The organism is Streptomyces sp. NBC_00289, from assembly GCF_041435115.1.
In the GTDB taxonomy this organism is placed as follows: Bacteria; Actinomycetota; Actinomycetes; order Streptomycetales; family Streptomycetaceae; genus Streptomyces.
Window position 1 is genome coordinate 3,290,369 of record NZ_CP108046.1, and the last position, 25,366, is coordinate 3,315,734.

Below are 25,366 nucleotides of genomic sequence, written 5' to 3' on the forward strand. Positions count from 1 at the left end.
CGTCATGCACGGGCCTCCGCCGTATGTGTCGTCAGTTCCCTTGCCCGGGTCCGTGCCCAGGTCTCCGCGTCGAGGACGTCCGCGACGGTGAGCGAGGTTCCCGTATCCGGGGTGCCGTGCTCCTCCACCACCCTCGTCACGGTCTCCATGATGCCGGTGAACGGCAGTGCGCCGGACCGGAAGGCCTCGACACACTCCTCGTTGGCCGCATTGAACACCGCGGGAGCCGTGCCCGCGAGCTGTCCCACGTGCCGGGCGAGCCCGACCGAGGGGAACGCGTCGCCGTCGAGGGGGAAGAACTCCCAGGTCGACGCCGTACTCCAGTCGAAGGCCGGCGCGGCGTCCGGGACGCGCTCCGGCCAGCCGAGACCGATGGCGATCGGCCCGCGCATGTCGGGGGGCGTCGCCTGGGCCAGTGTCGATCCGTCCGTGAACTCAACCATCGAGTGGACATACGACTGCGGGTGTACGACGACCTCAATGCGATCGAAGGGAATGTCGTAGAGGAGGTGCGCCTCGATGACTTCCAGGCCCTTGTTGACGAGGGTCGCGGAGTTGATCGTGATCACCGGACCCATGGCCCAGGTGGGGTGCGCGAGCGCGTCCTCGACGGTGACGTGCGCCAGCTCGTCCTTCGTACGGCCCCGGAAGGGACCGCCGGAGGCGGTGACGACGAGTTTGCGGACGTCCGCGCGGGTGCCGGCCGCCAGCGCCTGGAAGAGAGCGGCGTGCTCGGAGTCGACCGGGATGATCTGCCCCGGCTTGGCGAGGGCCTTGACCAGCGGCCCGCCCACGATGAGCGATTCCTTGTTGGCGAGCGCCAGGGTGCGGCCCGCTTCCAGGGCGGCGAGGGTCGGGGCGAGCCCGATGGACCCCGTGATGCCGTTGAGGACCGTGTGGCAGTCGGAGGCGGCGAGCCGGGTGGCCGCCTCCGGTCCGGCCAGGATCTCGGGGAGCGGCTCCGCCGTGCCGTACCGCGCGGCGAGCGCCTCGCGCAGTGCCGGTACGACGTCCTCGCGGGCCACGGCCACGGTCCGCGCCCGCAGCCGGTGCGCCTGTTCGGCGAGCAGGGCGACCCGTCCGCCGTTGGCGGAGAGTCCGGTGACCCGGAACCGGTCCGGGTTGCGCAGGACGAGATCGATGGCCTGGGTGCCGATCGAGCCGGTGGAGCCGAGGATCACCACGTCCTTCGGGCCGTCGCCCGCCACGGGGTCGTAGACGAGGTGCGGGTCGGCGAGGGGGGCTGGGCTGTCGCTCATCCCCCCATTGTGGCCGCATCGGACGCCCGGGAGGACAGCACGTCCCTCGGGAGGGTGTCTTATCTCGACTCGGCACCGAATGGAATCGAATGGATCCCAATGAATCCGAATGAATCTGAATGGGACTGAATCCGCCCATGTGAAGGCGGGGTGAAGGCCTCCTGGTGCCGGTACTTCCGCCGACGGCCGGTGGGTCGACGGCCGGTGGGTCGACGACCGGTGGAGCGACATCCGGTGGAGCGACACCCGGCAGGCAGCACCCGGCGAAGGCGTCCTCGGGCCCGGCCCCGCGTTCGTGGACGACGCGGGTCCGGGCGACGCGTACCGCTGACCGGCTGTCAGCGGATGGGGCGGTGCACGTTCTCCCGCTCACTGGGTCCGGGGGTCGCGTCGGCGATCCACGGGCCGTCTCCCGAGGGGTCGACGATTCCCTGCTCCAGCCACTCGTAGGTGCCCGCCAGGACGCCCTTGACGACCTTGCGGTCGAGGTCGTCGGTGTTGCTCCACAGGCGGCCGAAGAGTTCCTCCACGCGGATGCGGGATTGGCGGCAGAAGGCGTCCGCCAGCTGGTAGGCCTCGCGGCCGTGATCGCCCTGGTCGCGCAGGAGTTCGGCCCGTACACAGGCCGCGCTCATCGCGAACAGCTCCGCGCCGATGTCCACGACCCGGCCGAGGAAGCCCTGCTTGGTCTCCATCCGGCCCTGCCAGCGGGACATGGCGTAGAAGGTGGAGCGGGCGAGCTTGCGGGCGGTGCGTTCGACGTAGCGCAGATGCCCGGACAGGTCCACGCCGTGCCTGAACTCGCCGTAGGAACGCGGGAGCTGACCCGGCCCGGTGACCAGTTTCGGCAGCCACTTGGCGTAGAAGACACCCGCGTTCGCGCCCGCCTTCGCCTTGTCCGACAGGGACTTGTCGGGGTCGATCAGGTCACCGGCCACCGACAGGTGGGCGTCGACCGCCTCGCGGGCGATCAGCAGGTGCATGATCTCGGTGGAGCCCTCGAAGATGCGGTTGATCCGCAGGTCGCGCAGGATCTGCTCGGCGGGGACCGCGCGTTCGCCGCGGGCTGCCAGGGAGGCCGCCGTCTCGAAGCCGCGGCCGCCGCGGATCTGGACCAGTTCGTCGGCCATCAGACAGGCCATCTCAGAGCCGTACAGCTTGGCGAGGGCGGCCTCGATGCGGATGTCGTTGCGGTCCTCGTCGGCCATCTGGCTGGACAGGTCGACGACGGCCTCCAGGGCGAAGGTCGTCGCCGCGATGAAGCTGATCTTCGCGCCGACCGCCTCGTGGAAGGCCACCGGCTTGCCCCACTGCTCCCGCGCCGCCGACCACTCCCGGGCGATCTTCAGGCACCACTTGCCGGCGCCCACGCACATCGCGGGCAGCGACAGCCGGCCGGTGTTGAGGGTGGTGAGCGCGATCTTCAGGCCGGCGCCCTCGGGGCCGATCCGGTTCGCGGCGGGAACGCGGACCCGGTGGAAGCGCGTCACGCCGTTCTCCAGGCCCCGCAGGCCCATGAACGCGTTGCGGTGCTCGACCGTGACGCCCTCGGAGCCGGCCTCCACGACGAACGCCGTGATGCCGCCCTTGTGACCCTCGGACTTCGGCACCCGCGCCATCACGACGAGGAGGTCGGCGACCACACCGTTGGTCGTCCACAGCTTCACCCCGTCGAGGACGTAGTCGTCCCCGTCCGGGACCGCGCTGGTGGCCAGGCGCGCCGGGTCCGAGCCGACGTCCGGCTCGGTGAGCAGGAACGCCGAGATGTCGGTCCGGGCGCAGCGCGGCAGGAACCGCTCCTTCTGCTCCTGCGTGCCGAACATCTTCAGCGGCTGCGGTACGCCGATCGACTGATGGGCGGACAGCAGGGCGCCGATCGCCGGGCTGGCCGAGCCGACCAGGGCGAGGGCCTTGTTGTAGTAGACCTGCGTGAGGCCGAGGCCGCCGTACTTGGTGTCGATCTTCATGCCGAGGGCGCCGAGCTCCTTGAGCCCGTCGACCACCTCGTCGGGGATCTGCGCCTCGCGTTCGATCCGGGCCGAGTCGATCTTCGTCTCGCAGAAGTCGCGCAGTTTGGCGAGGAACTCCTCGCCGCGCTGGGCGTCCTGGTCGGCCGGGAGCGGGTGGGGGTGGATGAGGTCGAGGCGGAAGCGTCCGAGGAACAGTTCCTTGGCGAAGCTGGGCTTGCGCCAGTCCTGTTCCCGGGCGGCCTCCGCCACCTGACGGGCCTCCCGTTCGGTGACGGCTGGTCGGGAGGAGTGGGTGGGTGGAGCGGACATGAGGCTCACCTCGCCGCGAATCGGGATCTTGGGACCGTATGGTTACCGACGGGTGCTACCCGATCGTATGTACCCGATCCCGGGCGGGGCCACCACCCCTCGCGCGGCCGTCGGTCCGATGCCGGCCAGGTGCGGCCAGGCTCCCCGAGGGCCCGAATCCCGGCGGATCACGGTCCCGGACACGGTGCCGAAGGCGTGTTTTCCCCGCCGGGCGGCTTGGGCCGGACGAGTGCACGGCCGGAGGGGTGTAGGTCCGGCCGACGGGGCCTAATCGCCGTTCCGTCTGCGGGTCGATCGCCGTTCCGTCGGCGGACCGTAACGCCGTCCCGTCGGCGCGCCGATCGCCGTCCCCTCGGCGGCCCGATCGCCGTTCCGTCGGCGCGCCGATCGCCGTCCCCTCGGCGCGCCGAATCACCATCCCCCCGGCGGGCCGTAACACCGTCCCGCCCGGGGCCAGACCGCCGTCCCACCCGAGGGCCGGACCGCCGCCCGGCCCGAAGAGCCGCAAGCCCGTCCGGACGGACGCGGTCCGCGGTGTTGCGCCGGGGGTCCCTCCGGGGGGACGGTTCGGGTACGGCCCCCGTGCCGGCACCCGCCGGGAGGCCGTTCCGACGGCGCGGAGCGGTCGCAGGAGAAAAGCTGTCGAAGCGCTTCGACAACCTATGGACACCCACTCGCGGTGGGGCTACTGTCGAACCACCCCCACCCGCCACTGTTCGCACTGCGCACTGTCGAAGCGCTTCACAAAGCTTGGAGAGCTGGATGGTCACCCTCGCCGAGGTCGCCCAGCACGCCGGAGTCTCGGCGAGCACGGTGAGCTATGTCCTCAGCGGCAAGCGGTCCATCTCCGCGACCACCCGGCAGCGGGTCGAGCAGAGCATCCGCCGCCTCGGCTACCACCCGAACGCGGGCGCCCGCGCCCTGGCCAGCAGCAAGTCGAACATCATCGCGCTGATGATCCCGCTGCGCACCGACATGTACGTGCCGGTGATGATGGAGATCGCCATCGCGGTGGCCACCACCGCGCGCACCCACGGGTACGACGTGTTGCTGCTCACCGGCGAGGAAGGGCCCGACGCCGTGCGCCGCGTCACCGGCAGCGGACTCGCCGACGCGATGATCCTGATGGACGTCGAGCTGGACGACGAGCGGCTGCCGCTGCTGCGCGGCACCGACCAGCCGTCCGTACTGATCGGGCTGCCCGCCGACACCAGCGGCCTGACCTGCGTCGACCTCGACTTCCGCGCGACGGGCGCCCTGTGCGTCGAGCACCTGGCGATGCTCGGCCACCGTGACATCGCTGTCATCGGCGAGGCCCCCGCGGTCTATGAGCGACACACCGGTTTCGCCGAGCGCACCCTCGACGGACTCCGCTCCCGCGCACGGGAGTTGGGGGTACGGCTGCTGCACCGGCCGTGCGAGGGCGGGTACGACGCGATGGCCGTCACCCTCGCCCGGGTCCTGGACGAACGCCCGGGCACCACCGGGTTCGTCGTGCAGAACGAGTCGGCGGTCGAACCGCTGCTCGCCCTGCTGCGCCAGCAGGGCCGCGCCGTCCCCGAGGACGTGTCGGTGGTCGCCATCTGCCCCGACCAGGTCGCCCAGCAGGCCTCGGTGCGGCTGACCTCCGTCGCCATCCCCGCCCAGGAGATGGGCCGCCGCGCGGTGGAGTACCTGGTCGCCAAGCTGGACGGGCACGGAAGCGACGACGTCGTGCTGATCGCCCCCGAGTTGACGGTACGCACCAGCACGGGGCCCGCCCCGGCCGCCGTTTCCTGACCCCGGAACCGCCGCACCTCGGCCCTCACCAGGGCACCGCCATGCCCGGGCTCCCCCGCCCGCACGCCTGAGCACGCACTCCTTCACGCACGCCCGCACGCCGGCCCCCCGCACTCCTTCAAAGGAGCACCCCACGTGAATCAGCCTGCCGCACACCAGCCCGGTCACGGCGCGGTCAGCCTCGCGCAGTCGTCACCCACCGTCGGCACCCTCCACGAGCGGGACGGCGCGCTGGAGTGGAGCGGCCGCCAGGAGACCGTGCGCGTCGAGCCGTGGGGACCGGACGCCGTCCGCGTCCGGGCCCGGCTCGGCGGTCCGGTGCTGGACGGGCTGCCGGGCGCCCTGCTGGAAGAGGCGCCGGCCACCGAGAGCAGCGTCAAACTCGGCGACGGCGAAGGGCGGTTGACGGTCGGCGCGCTGACCGTCGAGATCAACGCCGAGGGCCTGGTCCGGTTCCTGCGCACCGACGACCTCTCCGAGCTCCTCGCCGAGGAGCGGGCCCACTTCTGGTGGCCCGGGCCGCGCCTGTACACGCCGGTCGGCGGTGGCCGGCACCGCCTGGAGCAGCGCTTCGCCGCCTACCCGGACGAGAAGTTGTACGGCCTCGGCCAGCACCAGCACGGACGGCTGGACCAGAAGGGCCTGGTCCTCGACCTGGTGCAGCGCAACGCCGAGGTCGGCATCCCGGTCCTCACCTCCAGCCGCGGCTACACGCTGCTGTGGAACAACCCGGCGATCGGGCGCGTCGAGCTGGCCGGCAACGGCACCCGCTGGGTGGCGGACTCGGCTCCCCAGATCGACTACTGGATCACCGCGGGCGACCCGGCCGACGGCCAGCGGCGCTACAGCGCGGCGACCGGCCGGACGCCGATGCTGCCGCGCTGGGCGGCCGGCTTCTGGCAGTGCAAGCTGCGCTACCGCGACCAGGACGAACTCCTGTCCGTGGCGCGGGAGTACAAGCGCCGGGGTCTGCCGCTGGACGCCATCGTCTGCGACTTCTTCCACTGGACGCACCTGGGCGAGTGGAAGTTCGACCCGGCCGAGTGGCCCGACCCGGCGGCGATGGTGCGCGAGCTGGAGGAACTCGGCGTCAAACTGGTGGTGAGCGTGTGGCCGTCGGTGTCCCCGTTGAGCGAGAACCATCAGCTCATGGAGCAGCGCGGCTACTTCATCGGCACGCAGTACGGGCCGATGGCGCACGCCGACTGGCCGGACAAGGGGGTCGCCTCGACGGTCCAGGTCGCCTTCTACGACGCGACGAACCCCGAGGCCCGGGACTTCCTGTGGTCGCGGGTGCGGGAGAACTACCTGGAGCCGTACGGCATCACCGCCTTCTGGCTGGACGCCTGCGAGCCGGAGCTGAAGCCGGGGTTCTCGGAGAACCTGCGCTACTGGGCGGGCCCCGGCCTGGAGGTCGGCAACATCTACCCCGCAGAGAACTCCCGCACCTTCCACGAGGGACTGTCCGCCGCCGGCGAGACCGAGGTGATCACCCTCAACCGCTCGGCGTGGGCGGGCAGTCAGCGCTACGGCGCCGCCCTGTGGTCCGGCGACATCGGCACCGACTTCGCGACCCTGCGCCGCCAGATCGCTGCCGGTCTCAACACCTCGCTGTCCGGCATCCCCTGGTGGAACACGGACATCGGCGGCTTCCACGGCGGTGACCCGGACGACCCCGGCTACCGCGAGGTCATGGTCCGCTGGTTCCAGTTCGGCGCGCTGTCCCCGCTGATGCGCCTGCACGGCTTCCGCGACCCGGGCATGCCACTGGGCCCCGACATGACCGGCGGCCCCAACGAGGTCTGGTCCTACGGCGAGGAGGCCGGCCCGATCCTGGAGAAGTACCTGCGGCTGCGCGAGCGGCTGAAGCCGTACGTCCTGGACGTCATGCGCGAGGCCCACGAGGAGGGCCTGCCCGTCATGCGGCCGCTGTTCCTGGAGTTCCCCGGGGACCAGGCCGCCTGGTCGGTCGACGACGCCTATCTCTTCGGCCGGGACCTGCTGGTGGCCCCCGTCCTCACCGCGGGCGCCACGGCGCGTACGGCCTATCTCCCGGCGGGCGCGCGCTGGACGGACGCGTGGACGGGCGTCTCGTACGAGGGGGGCGGGACCGTCACGGTCGACGCGCCGCTGGACCGCATACCGCTGTTCCTGCGGGACGGGGCACGGCTGCCGGTGGCGGAGTAACCGCCCCGGGCACGGACGTGCGGCCGGTCCCGTAGGGGAGGGACCGGCCGCACCCTGCGTGTGAGCCGCTCAGCTGCTGCTGACCGTCAGGTTGTTGGTGGTGAAGTCCAGGCCGCCGGAGGACGAGGTGATCTCGTAGCCGAACTGCACGTCACCGATGGTCTCGTTGCCGAACCAGCCCTTGGTGTCCTTGATCCACTTGAGGATCGGCAGGATGCTGACCGTGCCGGAGCTGGAGTTGGAGGTGCGGATGAACGAGAAGACCTCGTTCGCGCCGTTGTTGCCCTTGTAGACGGTCCAGGTGTGGCCGCCGAGCGTCACGTTGCCCTGCGAGGTGCCCAGCGGCCCGACCGCTCCGGTCTTGTTGACCCACAGCATGATCTCGTAGTCGTAGTCGGTGTCCCAGATGTCGTACGACGTGTTGTACGCGCCGGACGACGGGACCGTGACGTTGTAGCTGCTGGAGAGCGAACCCAGCGAGGTGATCGACTTGTTGATCACCTTCTTGGAGTTGGGGTAGGACTTGATGCCGCCGGTGTTGGGGTGGTTCGCCCAGACGCCCCAGTTGGTGCCGGAGTTGGCCCAGACGCACTGGCTGCCCGCGCCGGAGCCCCAGATGTTGTTGTAGAGGGTGTAGCCGTTCAGGCTGGTGTTGCCCCACTGGTCGCAGGAGTTCCAGACGGCGGCCTGGGCGGGGGCGGCGGCGAGGCCGACGGTGGCGCCGAGCGCGAGGGCGGGGGCGAGCAGGGCCTTGGTGATCCTGCCGAGGGTGCGTGTTGCCATGGTGTCCCTTCCATGGGTGGGGGGAAATGCGGCTGCTACCACGTCCCCGAGGTGACGACGTGGTCCTCTCCGGCGACGAGGTCGAGCGGCTGCTCGCCGGAGGGGGTCCTGAGTTCGACGCGGTGGGTACGCGTGGGGCGGATCATCGCGGTGGCGTGGTGCGGGGTCCAGGTCAGGTCGAGTTCGGCCGCGAACCGGGTTCGGACGCCCCGGAGTTCACCGGCCGGGAGCGCCGCCGGGAGCGCGGGCAGCAGGACCAGCCGGTCCGGGGTCGACTGCACGAGCGTCTCGACGAGCACGGCGGGCAGGGTGTGCGCGGCGTCCGCGTTGTAGACGTTCCGGGCCGGGTAGTGCGCGCTCATCAGGGAGGCGTGGAAGAAGTCGCCCTTGAGGACCTGGCCGAGTGCGTGGGCGACGCGTTCGCCGTCCCGCAGCCGGGCCGCGAGGAGGGCGTGGTGCAGGTGGCCGTGGGCGGAGTCGTTCTCCGCTCCGCGCAGTTCGAGGGCGCGGTGGGCGGCGGCGGCGAGGTCCGGGGTGTCGTACGGGTTGATCTCGTCGAGCGGCCAGACGCCGTAGAGGTGACTGAGGTGGCGGTGGTCGTAGGTGTCGTCGAGGCCGGGCCACGCCCATTCGGCGAGGGCGCCGTCGGCGTTCGCCCGGTGGGGCGGAAGCCGGTCCGCGAGGTCCTGCCAGCGGTCGGCGTCGGGCGTGCCGGGGTGGTAGGCGGCGGCGGTGCGCAGGGCGTGCCGGGCCGCGGACAGATCCATGGCGGCGTTGAGGGCGCCCCAGCTCGCGTTCGCGGGCCGGTTCTCGGGCGAGTAGGAGGGAACCACGACGAGCTGCCCTTGCTCGTCGGTTCGGGTGAGGAAGTCCTCGTAGAACAGGGCGACTTCGGCGAGTGCGGCGGCCGTGTGCGGATCGCGTGTCCCGTGTGTCTCGTCGTGGTCGACGAGGGGTTTGAGCAGCCAGTCGGCGCCGGCGGTCCACAGCTGGTGGGGGTACTCGCGGGCGAAGTGGTACGTGTACCCGGACTCGCCGTCGGTGTGGGTGGGGGCGACGACGCCCCGGGCGCCGAAGACGGCGCGGGCGTTCTCCCGCCAGTGCGGCAACTGACCCCGGACGAGCGCCGCGTGCGCCGTGCTGACCTCGGGCAGGGCGGCGGCCGCGGCGGAGGCGGTCTGGAGGTTGAGGTTGGCGTTGGTGGTGAAGGCGCCGGACCAGGCGGTGTTCCAGTCGCCGGTCCACAGCCCGGTCAGGCGGGGCGGGAACAGGCCGGCGGCGGAGAGCAGGTGGTAGCGGCCGGCGGCGAAGAGACGTTCCAGCAGGGCGGGGCTCTCGGTGTGCCGGAGCAGCTCCGAACCGGGCAGGGCGCGTTCGGCCGGATCCCCGCCCAGGTCCAGGCGTACGCGCTCGTACGCGGCCCGGTGGAGTGCGGTGTGGCGGTCCAGGAGACGGGCGTACGGGTCCGGGTCCGTGTCGTCCGGGACCAGTTCCCGCAGGGCGCGCGCGTGGGGCGTCGTGTCCAGCTCGCCGGTGTGCCGCAGCACCCGGGTCAGCAGCAGCACCGACTCCGCACCGGCGACCCGCAGTCCGGGGGGTGCGAGCCTCGTACGGCCGCCCGTGGCCACCACGAGCGTCACCCCGGTGAAGGCGGTGTCGCCGCCGGGGTAGCGGGCGCGCAGGGTGAGCACGGCGCCCTCGGCGGTGAGGACCGCCCCGTCGCCGACGGCGAGGTGTGCGGGCGCGCCGGGAAGCCGGTGGTCCAGAGCGATGCCCAGGTCGGGGGCCCTGACCTGCTGGACGATCACGTCGTCGGCGCGCGAGACGAAGACCCGGCTGCGCCATCCCCCGCACGCCGCCACGGTGACGCCGGTGGCGAAGTCGACGGAGCGGCGGTATCCGTGCGCCGGGTCCGTGCGTGTGCCGCGCAGCCGTATCTGGAAGGCCGGGTGGAAGGGCTGTACCCACTGCAGGTCCCGGCCGTCGGTGAACTCCTCGGCGGCGTGCGGGTCACCGGCGAGCAACCGGTCCTGGAGCGCGGGGAGTTCGGCGGCCAGCTCGGGCGGACGGGCGTGTTCGCCGCCGTTGGGGCGGACGAGGGTGTGGTGGGTGACGACGACCCGCTCGTCGTCCGGACCACCGAACACAAGGGTGCCGTGATGGCCGTTGCCGCTCAGGAAGCCGTCCTCCCAGCGGGCGGCCGGGGCCGGCTCCCAGGTTCCGTGCACGGGTCCGTCGGTCATGGCCTGAGCACCGCCGCCCCGTATCGGCCGAGGGTGAGCGCGTCCTCGACGGCCGTCCCGGTCAGCAGGTCGTGGTGGGTGCCGGGGACCTCGACGGTGACCGGCTCCCGCCCGTGGTTGAGCACGAAGAGCAGGTCGCCGCGGCGGACCGCCTCGACCCGGTCCGGCAGCCCGTCGAGCACCGGCCGGATGCCCGTGCCGGCGGCGACGCGGGTGAGCAGGTCGCGCAGGGCGCCGGGCTCGGGGAGCGTCGAGACGTACCAGGCGCGGCCCGTACGCAGGACCGCGGGCAGGCCGTCCAGCTCCCCGCCCTTGTAGGCGGCTTCCGTCGTGGCGTCCTCGGTCTTCTCGAGCTCCTCCGACCACAGGGTCCCGCGGAACCCGCCGCACTCGACGCTCTCCCCCGGGTCCAGCGGCCACCACTCGTGCAGGGTGCGGATGCCGAACAGGTCCCGCAGCCGGGCGTCCATGCCCCCGGGCCGGACCCGGTCGTCCTCGTCGGCGACGCCGGTCAGGAAGCCCGCGACGAGGGTGCCGCCGCCGCGGACGTACCGGAGGAGGTTCTCGACCGCCGTATCGGTGAGGGCGTAGAGCTGGGGGACGACCACGAGCCGGTAGGCGGACAGGTCGTGCTCCGGGTGGGCGAAGTCGGTGGCGAGGTGCGCCTCCCAGAGGGCGCGGTGCCAGGAGCGGAGGATTTCCGGGTGGTCGACCTCGGTGGACGGGCGGCCCTCCTGCGATCCGGCCCACCAGGAGTGCCAGTCGTGCAGAACCGCGATGTCGCCGGCGGTGTGCGTGCCCGTCACCGCCCCGCCGATGGCGGCGAGTTCCGCGCCGAGCCGCTTGACCTCCTGGAAGGTACGGCCGTGCTCCCCGGCGTGGCTGACCATCCCGGAGTGGAACTTCTCCGCGCCCTGCCGGGACTGGCGCCACTGGAAGTAGCAGACGGCGTCCGCGCCGCGGGCCACGGCCTGGAGGGACCAGAGTCGGTTGAGGCCCCGCGGCTTGGGATGGTTGACGCCCCGCCAGTTGACCGGTCCCGCCGCCTGCTCCATCAGCATCCAGGGACCGCGGGCCTGGGAGCGGGTCATGTCCTGGACGAGGGCGCCGTTCTGGGCACCGAAGGGGTCGCGCGGGTCGGGGTAGAGGTCGACGGAGACGACGTCCTCCTCCTCGGCCCAGCGCCAGGCGTCCTGGCCGGAGAAGAGCGGCATGAAGTTGGTGGTGACCGGGAGGTGCGGGGTGTGCCGGGCGACGATGTCGCGCTCGGCGAGGTAGCACTCCAGGAGCATGTCGGAGGTGAAGCGCCGGAAGTCCAGCACCTGACCGGGGTTCTTCAGGTAGTGGGTGCGGCGGGCGGGCAGGACGGCGTCCCAGCTGTCGTAGCCCTGGCTCCAGAAGGCCGTGCCCCAGGCGGTGTTGAGGGCGTCGAGGGTGCCGTACCTCGCGCGCAGCCAGCGGCGGAAGGCGGCGGCCGCCTCGTCGCCGTGGTCGGCCGTGCAGTACTCGTTGTTGATGTGCCACATGGTGAGGGCGGGGTGGCCGCCGTAGCGGGCGGCGAGATCCTCGGTGATGGCGGCCGCGTAGCGGCGGTAGGTGGCGCTGGAGTGCGAGAAGTGCTGCCGTCCGCCCCACCACTCGACGCCGCCGTTCTCGTCGCGGGGCAGGGTGTCCGGGTGCAGCCGGCCCAGCCACGGGGGCGGGGCGGAGGTGGGGGTGGCGAGGACGACGCCGACGCCGTTCGCGTGCAGGAGGTCCATCAGCGTGTCGAGCCAGCCGAACTCCCTCGCCCCGGGCTCGGGTTCGAGCCTGGACCAGGAGAAGACGCCGAGGGTGACCGAGTTGACGCCGGCCTCCCGCATCAGCCGGACGTCCTCGTGCCAGGTCTCCTCGGGCCACTGCTCGGGGTTGTAGTCGCCGCCGAAGAGGATGCGGCCGCGGGTGGCGTCGCCCAGGTGTGGCATCAGACAGGCTCCCCGTACTGGATTCCGCGGCCGTTGGTGGCGACGTAGACGCGGCCGTATACGCGCGGGTCGGCGGCGATGGTCGCGCCGATCCAGCCCCACTGGTGCCGGTCGTCGTTGACCCGCGCCCAGGTCTTCGCGCCGTCGTCGGAGCGGTACACGGCGGTGATCGACTCCGTTGAGCCGACCTGGTAGATCGCCGGGAAGTCGGCGCCGTCGGCGGCCTTGCCGAAGGCGAGGGTGTACGAGGCCCAGCAGCTGGCCAGCTTGGTGAAGCTCGCTCCGCCGTCGGTGGACCGGTGGAGCCCGTTCCACTTGGTGCTCAGCCACAGGTCACCGGAGCGTCCCGGGGCCGCGGCCAGCTGGAACTGGCTGTCGCCCGAGGGCAGTCCACTCGCCCGGCCGGTGAAGGTGAGGCCGCTGTCCGTGCTGGCGAACAGGGTTCCGGTGTCGGTGTCGTACGCGTAGAAGCACGTCGGGTCGGCCGGGTCGGCGAGCGGTGTGGCGCCCTTGGGGAACGACGGGACCTCGGACCAGGTCGCTCCGTTGTCCGTGGAGCGCTGGGCGGGGTACCTGGTGCCGTCCCCGTGCACGAAGGTCCACAGCAGCACGCTGCCGTCGGTGTTGGTGGCGATCGGCCCCGGTGCGTCCCTGGCGAGGGCGGGCTGGGCCGCGAAGGGCGCCCAGGACCTGCCGCCGTCGTTCGACCAGGCGCCGTTGCCGTGGTCGCCGAAGCCCGTGCGGACGACGTACGACGGCCTGCCCGCGGCCTGGGCGAGTCCCGTCGCCGACCCGAACACGGGGTTGGCCGCCATGCCCCGCGAGGGCGAGGCGGTGAGCCGCTCGTGGTACATCACCCCGACGTCCCCGAGCCCGCTGATCAGGTGCGCCTCCCCGGTCGGCGGCGAGATCAGCTGACGTACGGAGGTCTCCTCCAGGCCCCGGATCTGTGGGGCCCAGTGCTTCAGATCCCGGGTGCCGTAGAGGGTGGCGCCGGTGCCGTACACGACGTGCTCGGAGTCGTACGGGTCGACGGCGACGGCCTGGATCCACCAGCCGAACTTGGGCCGGTCGGCGCCGAAGGTGAGGAACGGGGTCTCGGACACGTCGAGGACCGCCGAGTCCTTCAGGGACGTCCAGGTGCGGCCGCCGTTCGTGGTCCGGTACAGGGCGTCCACGGCCGCCCAGCGGTTGTTGGTGGAGACGACGACCGTGCCGGGGCGGCGGGCGTCGACGGCGGCGCCGCCGTAGCCGAAGGTGTCGGAGGAGCCTCCCCCACTCTCGGCTTCGCTCGAGCGGGAGGTGCCCCCAGCCGTCGTCCCGCCAGGCTTCACCGGCGTGACCTCGGTCCACTTCCCGCTCGCCGTGGCCAGCTTGTGGACACTGCCGTCGGACTGCCCGTTGGGGCCGGGCGCGTTGGCGTAGGTGACGTACAGCTCGCGGGTGTGGCAGTCGTAGGCGGCCCGGATCGGCACCTTGGCGGCGGCACCGGAGGGCTGCGCGGGGACGGCTTCCCAGGTGGTCCCGTCGGAGGTGCGGTACAGGTTGGCGGCGGTGCCGTCCGAGTCGCCCCAGCCGGCGTAGACGCTGCGGCCCGCGGCGACGAGGAGGGTGATGCCCTGGCCGGTGGCGCTCGGGGTGGCCGGGAAGCTCACGGCCCTCCAAGTCGCGCCCCGGTCGGTGGACTTGAGCAGCCCGTCGTGTCTGGTCCCCAGCCACAGCGTGTCACTGTCCCGCGGATCGACGAGCAGCCGTTCCCCGGCCCCCCGCCCGTCCTCGTTCCCCCCGAGCTTCACGGTGAGATCGGTACGGGCCCAGGTGGCACCACGGTCCTCGGACCGCAGGACCGCCCCGTTTCCGGCCCAGGACTGGGCGTAGGTGCCGAGGGACAGATACACCCGGTTCGGGTGAGCGGGATCGACGGCGATGGCCTCGACCCCGAGGAGGTTCCAGTCGTCCCAGCCGAGATCGTCGTTGAGCGGAGTCCAGCGCGCGCTCCGGTCGTCCCAGCGATAGGCCCCGCCGATGTCGGTACGGGCGTAGGCGAGCCCCCGCACGGAGGGATGGAAGAGCACACCGGTGACGAACCCGGTGCCACCGATGACGGCGGTGCGCCAGCGGTACGAGGGGGCGGCGGATCCGGCGGTCGCGGCAGCCGCCGGGAAGGACGGAACAACGGTGATCGCGGCCGCAGCCGCGGCCCCACCAAGAACAGCACGACGGCTAGGCCCGGACGCGCGCATGACACATACCTCGCTGTATGAGAAAGGGGAAGTGAACCCACCAAGGGGCGCGGGGAACCGCGCGCCCAGCCACAACACATCCGCGGCCGCCGTCCGACGGAACCACCCCTTCGGGATGGCGAACGGTCAGCCCTTCACCGCACCCGTCAACATGCCCTTCTTGAAGTGCTTCTGGACGAAGGGGGACAGCACGGCGACCGGAAGAAGGGCCATCACCATGACCGCCATCTGTATGGCCAACCCCGACAACTGCCCGGTCCTGATGGCCTGGCTGAGCCCCACCGGCGCCTCCTGCCTCTGCACCAGCTGGATCATGACGTTCTGCAACGGCATCATGTCCTGGTCGTTCAGGTAGAGCGACGCGTTGAACCAGGCGCTCCAGTACCCGACGGCGTAGAACAGCGTGATCACCGCGAGGACCGCCCGCGACAGCGGCATGACGATCTGCCAGAGAACCCGGAAGTCCCCGGCGCCGTCGATGCGCGCCGCGTCGATGAGTTCCTGTGAGATCCCCATGAAGAAGCTGCGCAGCACCAGGATGTTGAAGACGCTCAGCGCGCTCGGCAGGATCAGCGCGAGATAGCTGTCCGTCAGGCCGAGGGACTGCACCAGCAGGTAGGTGGGGATGAGGCCGGCGCTGAAGAACATGGTCGCCAGCAGCACCATCAGGATCCAGCGGTGGGCGAGGGATCCGACGCGGGAGAGGCCGTAGGCGCACAGGACGGACACCGCCATCGAGAACAGCGTGCCGACCAGGGTGACGAGGATGCTGATGATCGCGGCGCGGGTGACCTGGCCGCCGTTGAGCAGTTCCCGGTAGGCGATGAAGGTGATGCCCTTGGGCACCATCACGAGGCCGCCCGCCTCGTCGATGGTCTTCCGCGAGGAGAGGCTGGTGACGATCACGATCCACAGCGGGAAGACGACCGCGAGGCAGGCGATCGTCAGGGCGAGGCCCTTGCCCGCGAGGCCGGCCTTCGAGGGTTCTTCCTCCCATGCCGGGCGCGGAGGCGCGGCCCACCGGTGGGGCGCCTTCCGCTGTGCCGGCTCGGTGTCCTGGCGCGACTCCCACATCACGGACGTCACTTCTCGTACACCCCCTGCTCGCCCATGAGATGGGCGATCTTGTTCGCGGCGAGGACCAGACCGATGCTGACCACGCCCTTGATCAGGCCGGCGGCGGCCGCGTAGCCGAAGTCCTGGTTGCGTACGCCGTTCCACCACACGAAGGTGTCGAGGACCTCCCCCGCGTTCGTTCCGACGCCGTCGCGTTGCAGCAGGATCTGTTCGAAACCGACGGTCAGGGCGTCGCCGACGCGCAGCACGAGGAGGAGGGCGATCACCGGGCGCAGGGCGGGAAGCGTGACGTGCCACATGCGGCGCCAGCGTCCGGCGCCGTCCATCGCGGCGGCCTCGTAGTGGTCCTGCGGGACCGAGGCCAGCGCGGCGAGGAAGACGATGATCCCCCACCCGGCGTCCTTCCACACGCTCTGCGCGGTGATCAGGTAGGCGAAGGTGTCCGGGTTGGTCATGATGTCGAGGCCGTCGTACCCGTTCTGCCGCAGCAGTTGGGAGAGCATCCCCGCGCCGCCGAACATCTGCTGGAAGACAGCGATGACCAGCACCCAGGAGAAGAAGTGCGGCAGGTAGAGAACCGCCTGCGCGACGGCCCTGACCCGGGGCCTGACCACGCTGTTGATGAGCAGCGCGAGCAGGACCGGGATCGGGAAGAACAGCACGAGCTGGATGATGAACAGCACCAGGGTGTTCTGGACGGCGTTCCAGAAGGCCGAGTCCTCGAAGATCCGCTGGAAGTTCTCCAGGCCCACGAACGGGCTGTGCAGGATGGAGACGATGCCGTTGTCGCTGATGTAGGGGTCGTAGTCCTGGAAGGCGACGACGTTGCCGAGGATCGGCAGGTAGTTGAAGACCAGGACCAGCAGGACGGCCGGCAGCGTCATGAGGATCAGGACACGGTCGCGTCTGAACCTGAGCCGCAGGCTCAGCTTGCCCGAGCCCTGTTCCTTGCGGGCACCGGTGACGTCGACGGACGTCACCGGCGTCTTCACCGGTGTGCCGGCCTCGGCGCTGCTCCGAGGCACCGTGCTGTGGGACACGGCTGTTCTCCTCGCCTCAGAGCCCGGTCAGCTCGCCGCCGTGCCGTTCTCGTCGAGCAGCTTCCTGTACCAGTCGCGCAGCTTGTCGCCACCCTTGCTCTTCCAGTCGGAGACGGCCTGCTGCATGTCGCTCATCTTCTTGTGGCCGCGGATGATGTCGTCCTCGAGCTGCTCGAAGTCGTTGGCGAGGTTGGTGTAACGGGAGGGCTCGGTGATCTGCAGGCCCCAGAAGGAGGACTTCTTGGTGGCGGCGCCCATCCGCTGCTCCCACTCGACCATGGCCTTGGTGTAGTCCGGCAGGTCGGGGTGGGCGGTGGTGGGGGCGGGGCTCGCCACCATGACGTAGGCGTTGAGGACCTCGTTGTTGCCCTTGTCGTTCTTGACGGGGACGCCGTCCTTGATCGTGTAGTGCGTGCCCTCGACGCCGTAGTTGGTCATCATCCACTCCTTGGTGCCGTACGGCGCCGCGGTGACGTTGGCGACGGCCAGCACGTCGCGGATGACGGACTCGGAGGCCTTCTTGCTGATGAAGGAGAAGATGCCGGCCGGGTTCTGGGCGTACAGCGTCGGGGCGCCGCCGTCGTGGTTCCAGATGTCCATGCCCCAGACCTTGAAGTCGGGGTTCTGGGTGGCCTGGGAGGCCTGCTGGCCGTACCAGTTGACGATGTTGTTGTTCCAGATCAGAAACTCGCCGGCGGCGAACTTGGGGGCGGGGTCGGTCGCCTGGCTCTTGCCCAGCTTGAAGTCGGGGTGGACGACTCCGGCGGCGAACAGCTTGCGCGTCCACTCCAGGGCTTCCAGGTACTCCGGGGTCTCGAGACGGTTGATCAGCTTGCCGTCGACCAGGTTCCACCAGAGCGGCTTCTCCCCGCCCCCGAGAGCCCCGAAGGTGTTCATCGCGGTCCACTTCATGTCACCGCAGGCCCACACCTTGGCCCGGGCGTTGGTGATGTCCTTGCACAGCGCCATGAACTCCTCGGCGGACCGGGGGACTTCGTAGCCCTCCTTGTCGAAGATGTCCTGGCGGTAGAGCGGCACGATGGTCTGGACGGACGGGGAGGGCTGCGGCAGGCCCATCAGCTTGCCGCCGAAGATGGAACGCTGCCAGGCGCCGCTGGGGATCGCCGCGAGGTTCGGGTACTCCTTGACCTTGTCCCCGGACAGGTACGGGCCGAGGTCGGCGAACTTGCCGACGATGGCGCTGGGTATCTTGCCCATCATGTTCCAGCCGGGGACGACGACCACATCCGGGACGTCGCTGGAGGCGAGGACCGCGCCGAGTTTCTGGTCGTAGGTGTTGCCGTCCTGGTTCCGCCACCGCACGTCGACGCCGATCAGGTCGTTCATCGACGTGTAGTACGGGTTGTCGCCCTTCGGCGGCGAGCCCCAGAACGGCGACATGATGGTGATCTTGCCACCGGTGCCGAGCTTCTTCGCGACCGAGGTCTTGAGGGCGGCGCCGTCGAGTTTGGCGGTGAAGCCCATCGACGAGCCGTTCTTGGACGGGATGTCCGGCGTCACCACGTTGCTCGCCACGTAGGCCGGGAGGATCTTCTTCGCGTCCTTGCCCGACGTGGTGCCCTCCCGCGAACCGCTCCCCGAACCGCCGCAGGCGGCGAGCAGCGGCATCCCGCCCGCCACCGCTGCGGCGGCGACCGCCGTGGAGGCGAGGAAACTTCTCCGGCTGGGAGCGGAGGAGGAAGCGGCGTTCGGCGTCATTGCGTCAACCCTTCATGGCGCACCAGGACACCCGGCGGTGGGCCGTCGGCTGCGGTGTCTTCAGTGGAACTGGCTGAGCCGAAGCGGTCCTTTGACCCAGGTCGAGTGCCGCGCACTTCCCGGTGGCGGCTCTCGTAGTCGAAGCGCTTCGATGTTGCTGCGAGGTTAAGTGAACACCTGGGGGTGCACAAGGGTCGTTCCCAAGTTTCCTCCGGGGTGTGCCCGGAGTTGTGGCAGATCCGACGGCCTCATATGCCGCTTGAAATGTCGCCGGGGAGTCGCGTTTGTTGCCTCGGGGTGTCTTGACACCCGCCCCCGCTTCGACTGAGCATCGAAGCGCTTCGAAAGCGCTGCGCCGCTCCACAGCAAAGGGAACCCCACGTGACCGCATCCACGCCGCCCGCCCCGCCGTTCCGTGACCCGCATCTGCCGTTCGCGAAGCGCGTCGACGACCTGCTGTCGCGGCTGACCCTCGACGAGAAGACCGGCTTTCTGCACCAGTTCACGCCCGCCGTCGAACGGCTCGGCCTCGCCTCCTTCCGCACCGGCCAGGAGGCCCTGCACGGCATGGCCTGGATGGGCCCGGCGACGGTGTTCCCGCAGGCCGTCGGTCTGGGCGCGACCTGGAACACGGACCTGGTACGGCGGGTCGGCGAGGCGGTGTCCAGGGAGGCCCGGGCGATGCGCGCCCGCGACGAGCGGGTGGGCCTCAACGTGTGGTCCCCGACGGTCAACCTGCTCCGCCACCCGTTGTGGGGCCGCAACGAGGAGGGCTACTCGGAGGACCCGAAGTTGACCTCGGCCATCGCCACCGCGTACACGCACGGCCTGCGCGGCGACCACCCGACGTACTGGCGCACGGCCCCCGTCCTCAAGCACTGGCTCGCGCACAACAACGAGACGGGCCGGGACGTCACCTCGTCGTCGGTGCGTCCGCGGGTGCTGCACGAGTACGACCTGCGGGCCTTCCGGGAAACCGTCGAAGCGGGTGCCGTGGCCGGGGTGATGCCGGCGTACAACCTGGTCAACGGCCGCCCGAACCACGTCTCCCCGCATCTGCGCGAACAGCTGCGCACCTGGACCGAGGAAGAGCTGCTGGTCTGCTCCGACGCGGGCGCGCCCTCCAACCTGGCCGACTCCGAGCATTACTTCGACACCCACGAGGAAGCGACGGCGGCCGCCCTGCTGGCCGGCGTCGACAGCTTCACCGACCACGGCGAGGACAGCTCGGTGATCGTCGGCCGGGTCAGGAAGGCCCATGAGCGGGGCCTGCTGACGGAGGCCGACATCGACACGGCGGTCCGCCGCCAGCTGTCGGTGCGTTTCCGCCTCGGCGAGTTCGACCCGCGCTACGACCCCCACACCGACACCGCGGCCTTCGACACGCCGGCGCACCGCGCCCTCGCCCGGGAGGCCGCGGAACAGGCGGTCGTGCTGCTCAAGAACGACGGGGTGCTGCCGCTGGCCACGGACGCCCGCGTGGCGGTGGTGGGCCTGCTCGCCGACGAGTGCAAGCTCGACTGGTACAGCGGCACCCTCATCCACCGCTCCACCCCGCTGGAGGGCGTCTACGAGCGGTTCGGCGCGGAGCGCGTGGAGTTCGCGGAGGGCGTGGACCGGGTCCTGCTCAAAACCTCGGCCGGTACGTTCCTGCGTGTGCCGGCCGCGGAGGCGGCCGACGAGGTGCGCGGCGCGGCGGGTGCCCTGGACCCGGCGCTGCTGGCGGGCCGTACCGACCTGCCCCCGCTCACCGCCGGCGCCGAGGGCACCGAACTGGCGCTGATCGACTGGGGCGAGGGCGTCCTGACCTTCCGCGCCCCCGACGGCCGCTATCTCTCGGTCGCCGAGGACGGCCGGGTTCGCGCCTCCGCCGACCAGCCCGGAGGCTGGATCGTGCAGGAGACGTTCCGCCTGGAACCCCATGGGAACGGTCACCTCCTGCGGCACCTCGGCACGGGTCGTCACGTCTGCGTCTCCGCGGACGGCGTAAAGGTTGCCGACGAGAACCCGGAAACCTTCGAGCTCGTCGTCACCGAACGCGGCGAGGACGCGGTGGCGCGGGTCGCCGCGGAGGCCGACGTGGTGCTGGTGGTCGCGGGCAACGACCCGCACCTCAACGGCCGCGAGACCGAGGACCGTACGACGCTGCGTCTGCCCGCCCAGCAGGAGCGCCTGTTGCGCGCCGCACAGGCCGCGAACCCGGTCACGGTGCTGGCGCTGACCTCCGCGTATCCCTACGCCGTCGACCTCACGGAGCTCCCGGCGGTGCTGTGGACCGCGCACGGCGGGCAGGCGGCCGGCACCGCCCTGGCCCGCGTCCTGGCCGGCGACGTCTCCCCGGCCGGCCGCCTCCCGCAGACCTGGTACGCCGACGACGCCGACCTGCCCGGCCTTCTCGACTACGACGTGATCGGCGGCCGCCAGACCTATCTGTACTTCGAGGGCACCCCGCTGTTCCCGTTCGGGCACGGACTGTCGTACGCCTCCTTCTCGTACGCCGACCTGGCGGTCCAGGTCGACAACGGGGCGCTGCGGGTCTCCTTCACGGTCACCAACACCGGCGAGGTCACCGCCGACGAGGTCGCGCAGCTCTACACCCGCGCCGTGGACCCGTCGGTCCCGCGCCCGCGCCGTGAGCTGGCCGGGCATCGCCGGGTGACGCTCGAGCCGGGCGAGCGGACCGAGCTGACCTTCGAAGTCCCTCTGACTTCCCTGGAGTTCTGGGATGTCGCCCAGGGCCGGTGGCGGCTGGAGCCGGGCTCGTACGAGGTGCTGGCCGGCGCCTCCAGCGAGGACGTCCGGCTGCGGACGGCCGTGCTCCTCGACGGCGAGCCCGGCGCGCCGCGGCCCGTCCGCGAACGCGGCCTGGACGCGGCCGACTTCGACGAGCAGAGCGCCACCCGGATCGTCGACCGGACGAGGACGTCGGGTGACGCGGTGACCGCGCCGGAGCGCGGGACCGGTGAACTCCTCTACCGCGCCTGCGACTTCGGGGACGGCGTCACGACGGTGACGGTGACCGTGGCGGGTGAGGGCACGGTGGAGATCACGGTGGACGGCGGCCCGGCGTCGGCCGCGCTGACGCCGGACGCGCCCGCCTCCGGCCCGTACGACTACCGCACGCTCAGCGCCGGCTTCACCGCCGCCGGTGTGCACGACGTGCGCGTCCGGCTGCGCGGCCCGCTGCGGCTCGCGCACGTCGGCTTCTCCGGTTGAGGGGCTGGGGAAACCGGCGTACAGAAGGGGCCCGGCACCGGAAGGCATCGGTGCCGGGCCCCTTCGAGGAACCTATAAATGGTTCCCATGAACTGGTGCCCTGGTTTCAGAGCGCGAGGCCCGTGAGCACCAGCACCCGCTCGTAGGTGTAGTCGTCCATCGCGAACCGCACGCCCTCGCGGCCCACACCGGACTGCTTCACACCGCCGTACGGCATCTGGTCGGCTCGGTAGGAGGGGACGTCGCCGATGACGACGCCGCCGACCTCCAGGGCCCGGTGGGCGCGGAAGGCGGTCTGCAGGTCGTGCGTGAACACGCCTGCCTGGAGGCCGTACTTGGAGTCGTTGGCGGCGGCATAGGCCGCGGCCTCACCCTCCACCTTCTGCACGGTGAGGACCGGCCCGAAGACCTCCTCGCAGGAGATCGTCACATCGGCCGGTACCCCGGTGAGGACGGTCGGCGCGTACGAGGCGCCGTCCCGCTCGCCGCCGGTGAGGAGCTCGGCGCCCGCCTCGACCGCCTCCCGCACCCACGCCTCGACGCGCACCGCCGCGTCCTCGCTGACCAGCGGGCCGACGTCCGTCTTGTCGTCGGACGGGTCGCCCGTGACCTGCGCCTCCACGGCCGCCACGACACGCGGCAGGAGCCGGTCGTACACGGCGGCGTCCGCGATCACCCGCTGCACGGAGATGCAGGACTGGCCGCCCTGGTAGTTGGAGAACGTGGCGATGCGGGTCGCGGCCCAGTCGAGGTCCTCGTCGCTCGCCCAGTCGGCCAGCACGACGGCCGCGCCGTTGCCGCCCAGCTCCAGGGTGCAGTGCTTGCGCGGCACCGAGTCCATGATCGCGTAGCCGACCATCTCCGACCCGGTGAAGGAGATGACCGGCAGCCGCTCGTCCTGCACCAGGGCGGGCATGCGGTCGTTGGGCACCGGGAGGATGCTCCACGAACCGGCCGGGAGATCCGTCTCGGCGAGCAGCTCGCCGATGACCAGCCCGGACAGCGGGGTGGCGGGCGCCGGCTTCAGGATGATCGGCGCGCCGGCCGCGATGGCCGGGGCGATCTTGTGGGCGCACAGGTTGAGCGGGAAGTTGAAGGGCGCGATGCCGAGGACGACACCCTTCGGGAAACGGCGGGTGAGGGCCAGCCGCCCCTGCCCGCCGAGGTCGGTGTCGAGGCGCTGTGCCTCGCCGCCGTTGAACCGGCGGGCCTCCTCCGCGGCGAACCGGAACACGGACACGGCCCGGCCGACCTCGCCGCGCGCCCACTTGACCGGCTTGCCGTTCTCGGCGGAGATGAGCTGCGCGATCTCCTCGGTGCGCTCGACCAGGCGCCTGCTGACGTGGTCGAGGGCGGCGGCACGGACGTGGGCGGGGGTGGCGGCGAAGTCCTCGCGGACGGCGTACGCGGCGGCCACGGCCTCCTCGGTCTGGGCGTCGGTCGGCACGGCGACCTTCGCGACGAGGCGGCCGTCCCACGGGGAGGTGACGTCGAAGCTGTCCTCGCCCGTGGCCTGGCGGCCGGCGAGCCAGAAGGCGTGAGTGGAAGTCATAGGGAGGTCCGGCCCTTCCGCGATGGGGGTGGTCGTGTGCTGTCGGGTCCACGGTAGGCGTGGGGTCGCCGGTGGGCGTTTGTCCGAGGCGTAGTAGTCGGGGTGGGGGGTGTGCCGGATTGGCGGGGTGGGGTGCGAGGCTGCCGGGGGTGCGGGGGTGCGGGTTCGAGGGGTTCGCCCCGCCGCCACTTCCCGTCCCGTCCCTGGGGGCTTCGCCCCCAGACCCCCTGTCGGCCTTGCGGCCTCGTCCTCGAACGCCGGACGGGCCGTGGTGGCGGGCTCGACTACTCGGCCGAGGTCGCCTTCAGGGCCAGCCACAGCTCCATCCGTACGTCCGGGTCGTCCAGCGAGCGTCCGAGGATCTCCTCCACCCGCCGCATCCGGTAGCGCAGGGTGTGGCGGTGGACGCCGAGGTCCGCTGCCGCCGCGTCCCACTGGCCGTGGCGGGAGAGCCAGGCGCGCAGGGAGGCCACCAGGTCGCCGCGTCCTGTCGCGTCGTGCTCGTGCAGCGCTCGCAGCAGGCCGTCGGCGAACGCCTTCACCGCGTCGTCGGCGAGCAGCGGGAGCACCGAGCCGGCGGCGAGCTGTTCGTGCTCGACGAAGACGCGCCCGCGTCGGCGTGCCACCGACAGGGCCTGTTCGGCCTGCTTGTACGCGGAGGCGGCCGCGATCGGTCCGGCCGGTGCGGACAGGCCCACGACGAGCTCGTCCTCGTCACCCGCGAAACCCTGTTCACCCGTCGTGGGCGAGGTCCGCGCCGCCTCCAGGAGTCCCGCGTACTCGCCGCACGCCGTCGCGGCGGCGCCCCCGTCCACGACCAGCACGACCAGCCGGCAGCCGTCCGCCTCGGGCACCACCAACAGCGCCTCCCCGGCCCGGGCGGCCGCGGACTCCACCACCTCGGCGAGCGCGCCCAGCGGATCGGCCACCGCGTCCGCGCCGGTGGCCGGCACGCGCGCGCGGGCGTCGGCGTGGACGCGCGCGGCGGACGCCGAGGCGTACTCGGCGACGAGCATCCGGAACGGCGCGTCCAGCAGGCCGCCGTACAGGTCGCCGGCCACGGCGCGCGCGTGGTCCGGCTCACCGGCCAGCAGCATGCGCAGCACCGCCGCGCCGATCCGCTGCTGGGCCGCGCGCAGGGACCGCGAGCGCTCGGTCGTCAGCGTGAGCAGGGCGATGGCCGAGTGGACCGCGTACCGTTCGGCGGTGCCGAGGGCCGCGGCCGTACCCACCGCGAGCGCGGCGCGCGGCAGTCGGCCGGTGCCGAGGGAGTGCAGTTCGACCCGGTCGTCGTTCTCGGGGTTCCCGGGGCCGCCCACCACCGACGAGGCGGGCGCGGGCCGCTCCCGCAGCCGCTCCACGTCCGCGGTGAGCCGCGCGGCCCGCCGTCCCGCCCACTCCGGTGCCGTGGCGACGACGGCGCCCGACGCGTCGTACAGCGCGGCCCAGCCGTCGACCTGCGAGGCGAGCGCGGCGAGCAGTCCTTCGGGGCCGCCCGTCAGTGCCTGCCTGGTCAGTTCCCGCTGGGCGGCGAATCCCGCGGTGACCGCCCGGTACTGGTCGGCCGCGATCGCCGCGGACACCGCCTTGCTGATGGCGAGGAAGGGGGTGCGGCGCGGCACCTCCAGCAGCGGCAGCCCTTCCTGCTCGGCCGCCTGGACGAGCGCCTTGGGGATCTCCTCGTAGTTGACCCCGACGGCGAAGCCGAGCCCGACCACACCCGCCCCGGCGAGGCGCTTCACATAGCGCCGCATCGCCTCCGCGTCCTCCGCGTCGAGCTTCAGCGCGGTGATCAGCAGCAGCTCCCCGCCCTCCATGTACGGCACGGGGTCGGCCAGCTCGCTGACGTGCGCCCAGCGGACGGGCACGTCCAGGCGGTCCTCGCCCGCCCGCACGGTGAGCTTCAGCGCGGAGTGGTGGACGAGCGAGGCGAGCGTCGGGGGCATGAGGCCTTCAAATCGGTGTGATCCCTGTGATCTTTTGGCCGCGATGTATGAACGGCCTGTGTCGATTCTGCCTCACCGT

The 25,366-nt window shown here is 71.5% G+C and carries 14 protein-coding genes; 3 read left to right on the forward strand and 11 right to left on the reverse strand.

Going from position 1 to position 25,366, the window contains the following annotated elements; all coding sequences use genetic code 11:
- Positions 1-2: 2 nt before the first annotated feature.
- Positions 3-1,259 (reverse strand): 1-deoxy-D-xylulose-5-phosphate reductoisomerase, encoded by a 1,257-nt coding sequence (gene dxr, locus OG985_RS15025; protein WP_371668830.1) that lies wholly within the window; start codon positions 1,257-1,259, stop codon positions 3-5.
- Positions 1,260-1,597: 338 nt separating this feature from the next.
- Positions 1,598-3,538: an acyl-CoA dehydrogenase family protein gene (locus OG985_RS15030; RefSeq protein WP_371668831.1), complete on the reverse strand. Its 1,941-nt coding sequence runs from the start codon at positions 3,536-3,538 to the stop codon at positions 1,598-1,600.
- A 762-nt stretch (positions 3,539-4,300) separates the two neighbouring features.
- Here OG985_RS15030 and OG985_RS15035 point away from each other — a divergent pair.
- Positions 4,301-5,317: a LacI family DNA-binding transcriptional regulator gene (locus tag OG985_RS15035; protein ID WP_371668832.1), complete on the forward strand. Its 1,017-nt coding sequence runs from the start codon at positions 4,301-4,303 to the stop codon at positions 5,315-5,317.
- 135 nt (positions 5,318-5,452) lie between these two features.
- Positions 5,453-7,504 carry a TIM-barrel domain-containing protein gene (locus OG985_RS15040; protein ID WP_371668833.1) on the forward strand — a complete coding sequence of 684 codons (2,052 nt, stop codon included), beginning with the start codon at positions 5,453-5,455 and terminating at the stop codon, positions 7,502-7,504.
- Positions 7,505-7,573: 69 nt separating this feature from the next.
- On the opposite strand, the gene OG985_RS15045 is transcribed toward OG985_RS15040, so the two are convergent.
- The 7 genes from OG985_RS15045 to OG985_RS15075 form a co-directional block, all read right to left on the reverse strand.
- Positions 7,574-8,287, reverse strand: coding sequence for a hypothetical protein (locus OG985_RS15045; RefSeq protein ID WP_371668834.1), 714 nt, complete (start codon positions 8,285-8,287; stop codon positions 7,574-7,576).
- A gap of 35 nt (positions 8,288-8,322) precedes the next feature.
- A complete protein-coding gene (locus tag OG985_RS15050; protein WP_371668835.1) occupies positions 8,323-10,530 on the reverse strand; it encodes a glycoside hydrolase N-terminal domain-containing protein in 2,208 nt (735 codons plus the stop codon).
- Positions 10,527-12,494 (reverse strand): beta-galactosidase, encoded by a 1,968-nt coding sequence (locus OG985_RS15055; RefSeq protein WP_371668836.1) that lies wholly within the window; start codon positions 12,492-12,494, stop codon positions 10,527-10,529. The genes OG985_RS15050 and OG985_RS15055 overlap by 4 nt, the downstream gene beginning before the upstream one ends.
- Positions 12,494-14,737 carry a WD40/YVTN/BNR-like repeat-containing protein gene (locus tag OG985_RS15060; protein ID WP_371668837.1) on the reverse strand — a complete coding sequence of 748 codons (2,244 nt, stop codon included), beginning with the start codon at positions 14,735-14,737 and terminating at the stop codon, positions 12,494-12,496. The genes OG985_RS15055 and OG985_RS15060 overlap by 1 nt, the downstream gene beginning before the upstream one ends.
- Positions 14,738-14,863: 126 nt before the next feature.
- On the reverse strand, positions 14,864-15,811 hold the full coding sequence (locus OG985_RS15065; protein ID WP_371674380.1) for a carbohydrate ABC transporter permease: 948 nt from the start codon (positions 15,809-15,811) through the stop codon (positions 14,864-14,866).
- A gap of 8 nt (positions 15,812-15,819) precedes the next feature.
- Entirely contained in the window at positions 15,820-16,854 is a 1,035-nt protein-coding gene (locus OG985_RS15070) for an ABC transporter permease (protein WP_371668838.1), read from the reverse strand.
- 27 nt (positions 16,855-16,881) lie between these two features.
- On the reverse strand, positions 16,882-18,573 hold the full coding sequence (locus OG985_RS15075; RefSeq protein WP_371668839.1) for an extracellular solute-binding protein: 1,692 nt from the start codon (positions 18,571-18,573) through the stop codon (positions 16,882-16,884).
- 381 nt (positions 18,574-18,954) lie between these two features.
- Between OG985_RS15075 and OG985_RS15080 the strand changes: the two genes are divergently transcribed.
- Positions 18,955-21,789, forward strand: coding sequence for a glycoside hydrolase family 3 C-terminal domain-containing protein (locus OG985_RS15080; protein ID WP_371668840.1), 2,835 nt, complete (start codon positions 18,955-18,957; stop codon positions 21,787-21,789).
- 106 nt (positions 21,790-21,895) lie between these two features.
- On the opposite strand, the gene OG985_RS15085 is transcribed toward OG985_RS15080, so the two are convergent.
- Together OG985_RS15085 and OG985_RS15090 are read right to left on the reverse strand one after the other, a co-directional pair.
- Entirely contained in the window at positions 21,896-23,341 is a 1,446-nt protein-coding gene (locus OG985_RS15085; RefSeq protein ID WP_371668841.1) for an aldehyde dehydrogenase family protein, read from the reverse strand.
- Positions 23,342-23,625: 284 nt separating this feature from the next.
- On the reverse strand, positions 23,626-25,287 hold the full coding sequence (locus OG985_RS15090) for a PucR family transcriptional regulator (RefSeq protein WP_371668842.1): 1,662 nt from the start codon (positions 25,285-25,287) through the stop codon (positions 23,626-23,628).
- Positions 25,288-25,366: the final 79 nt, after the last annotated feature.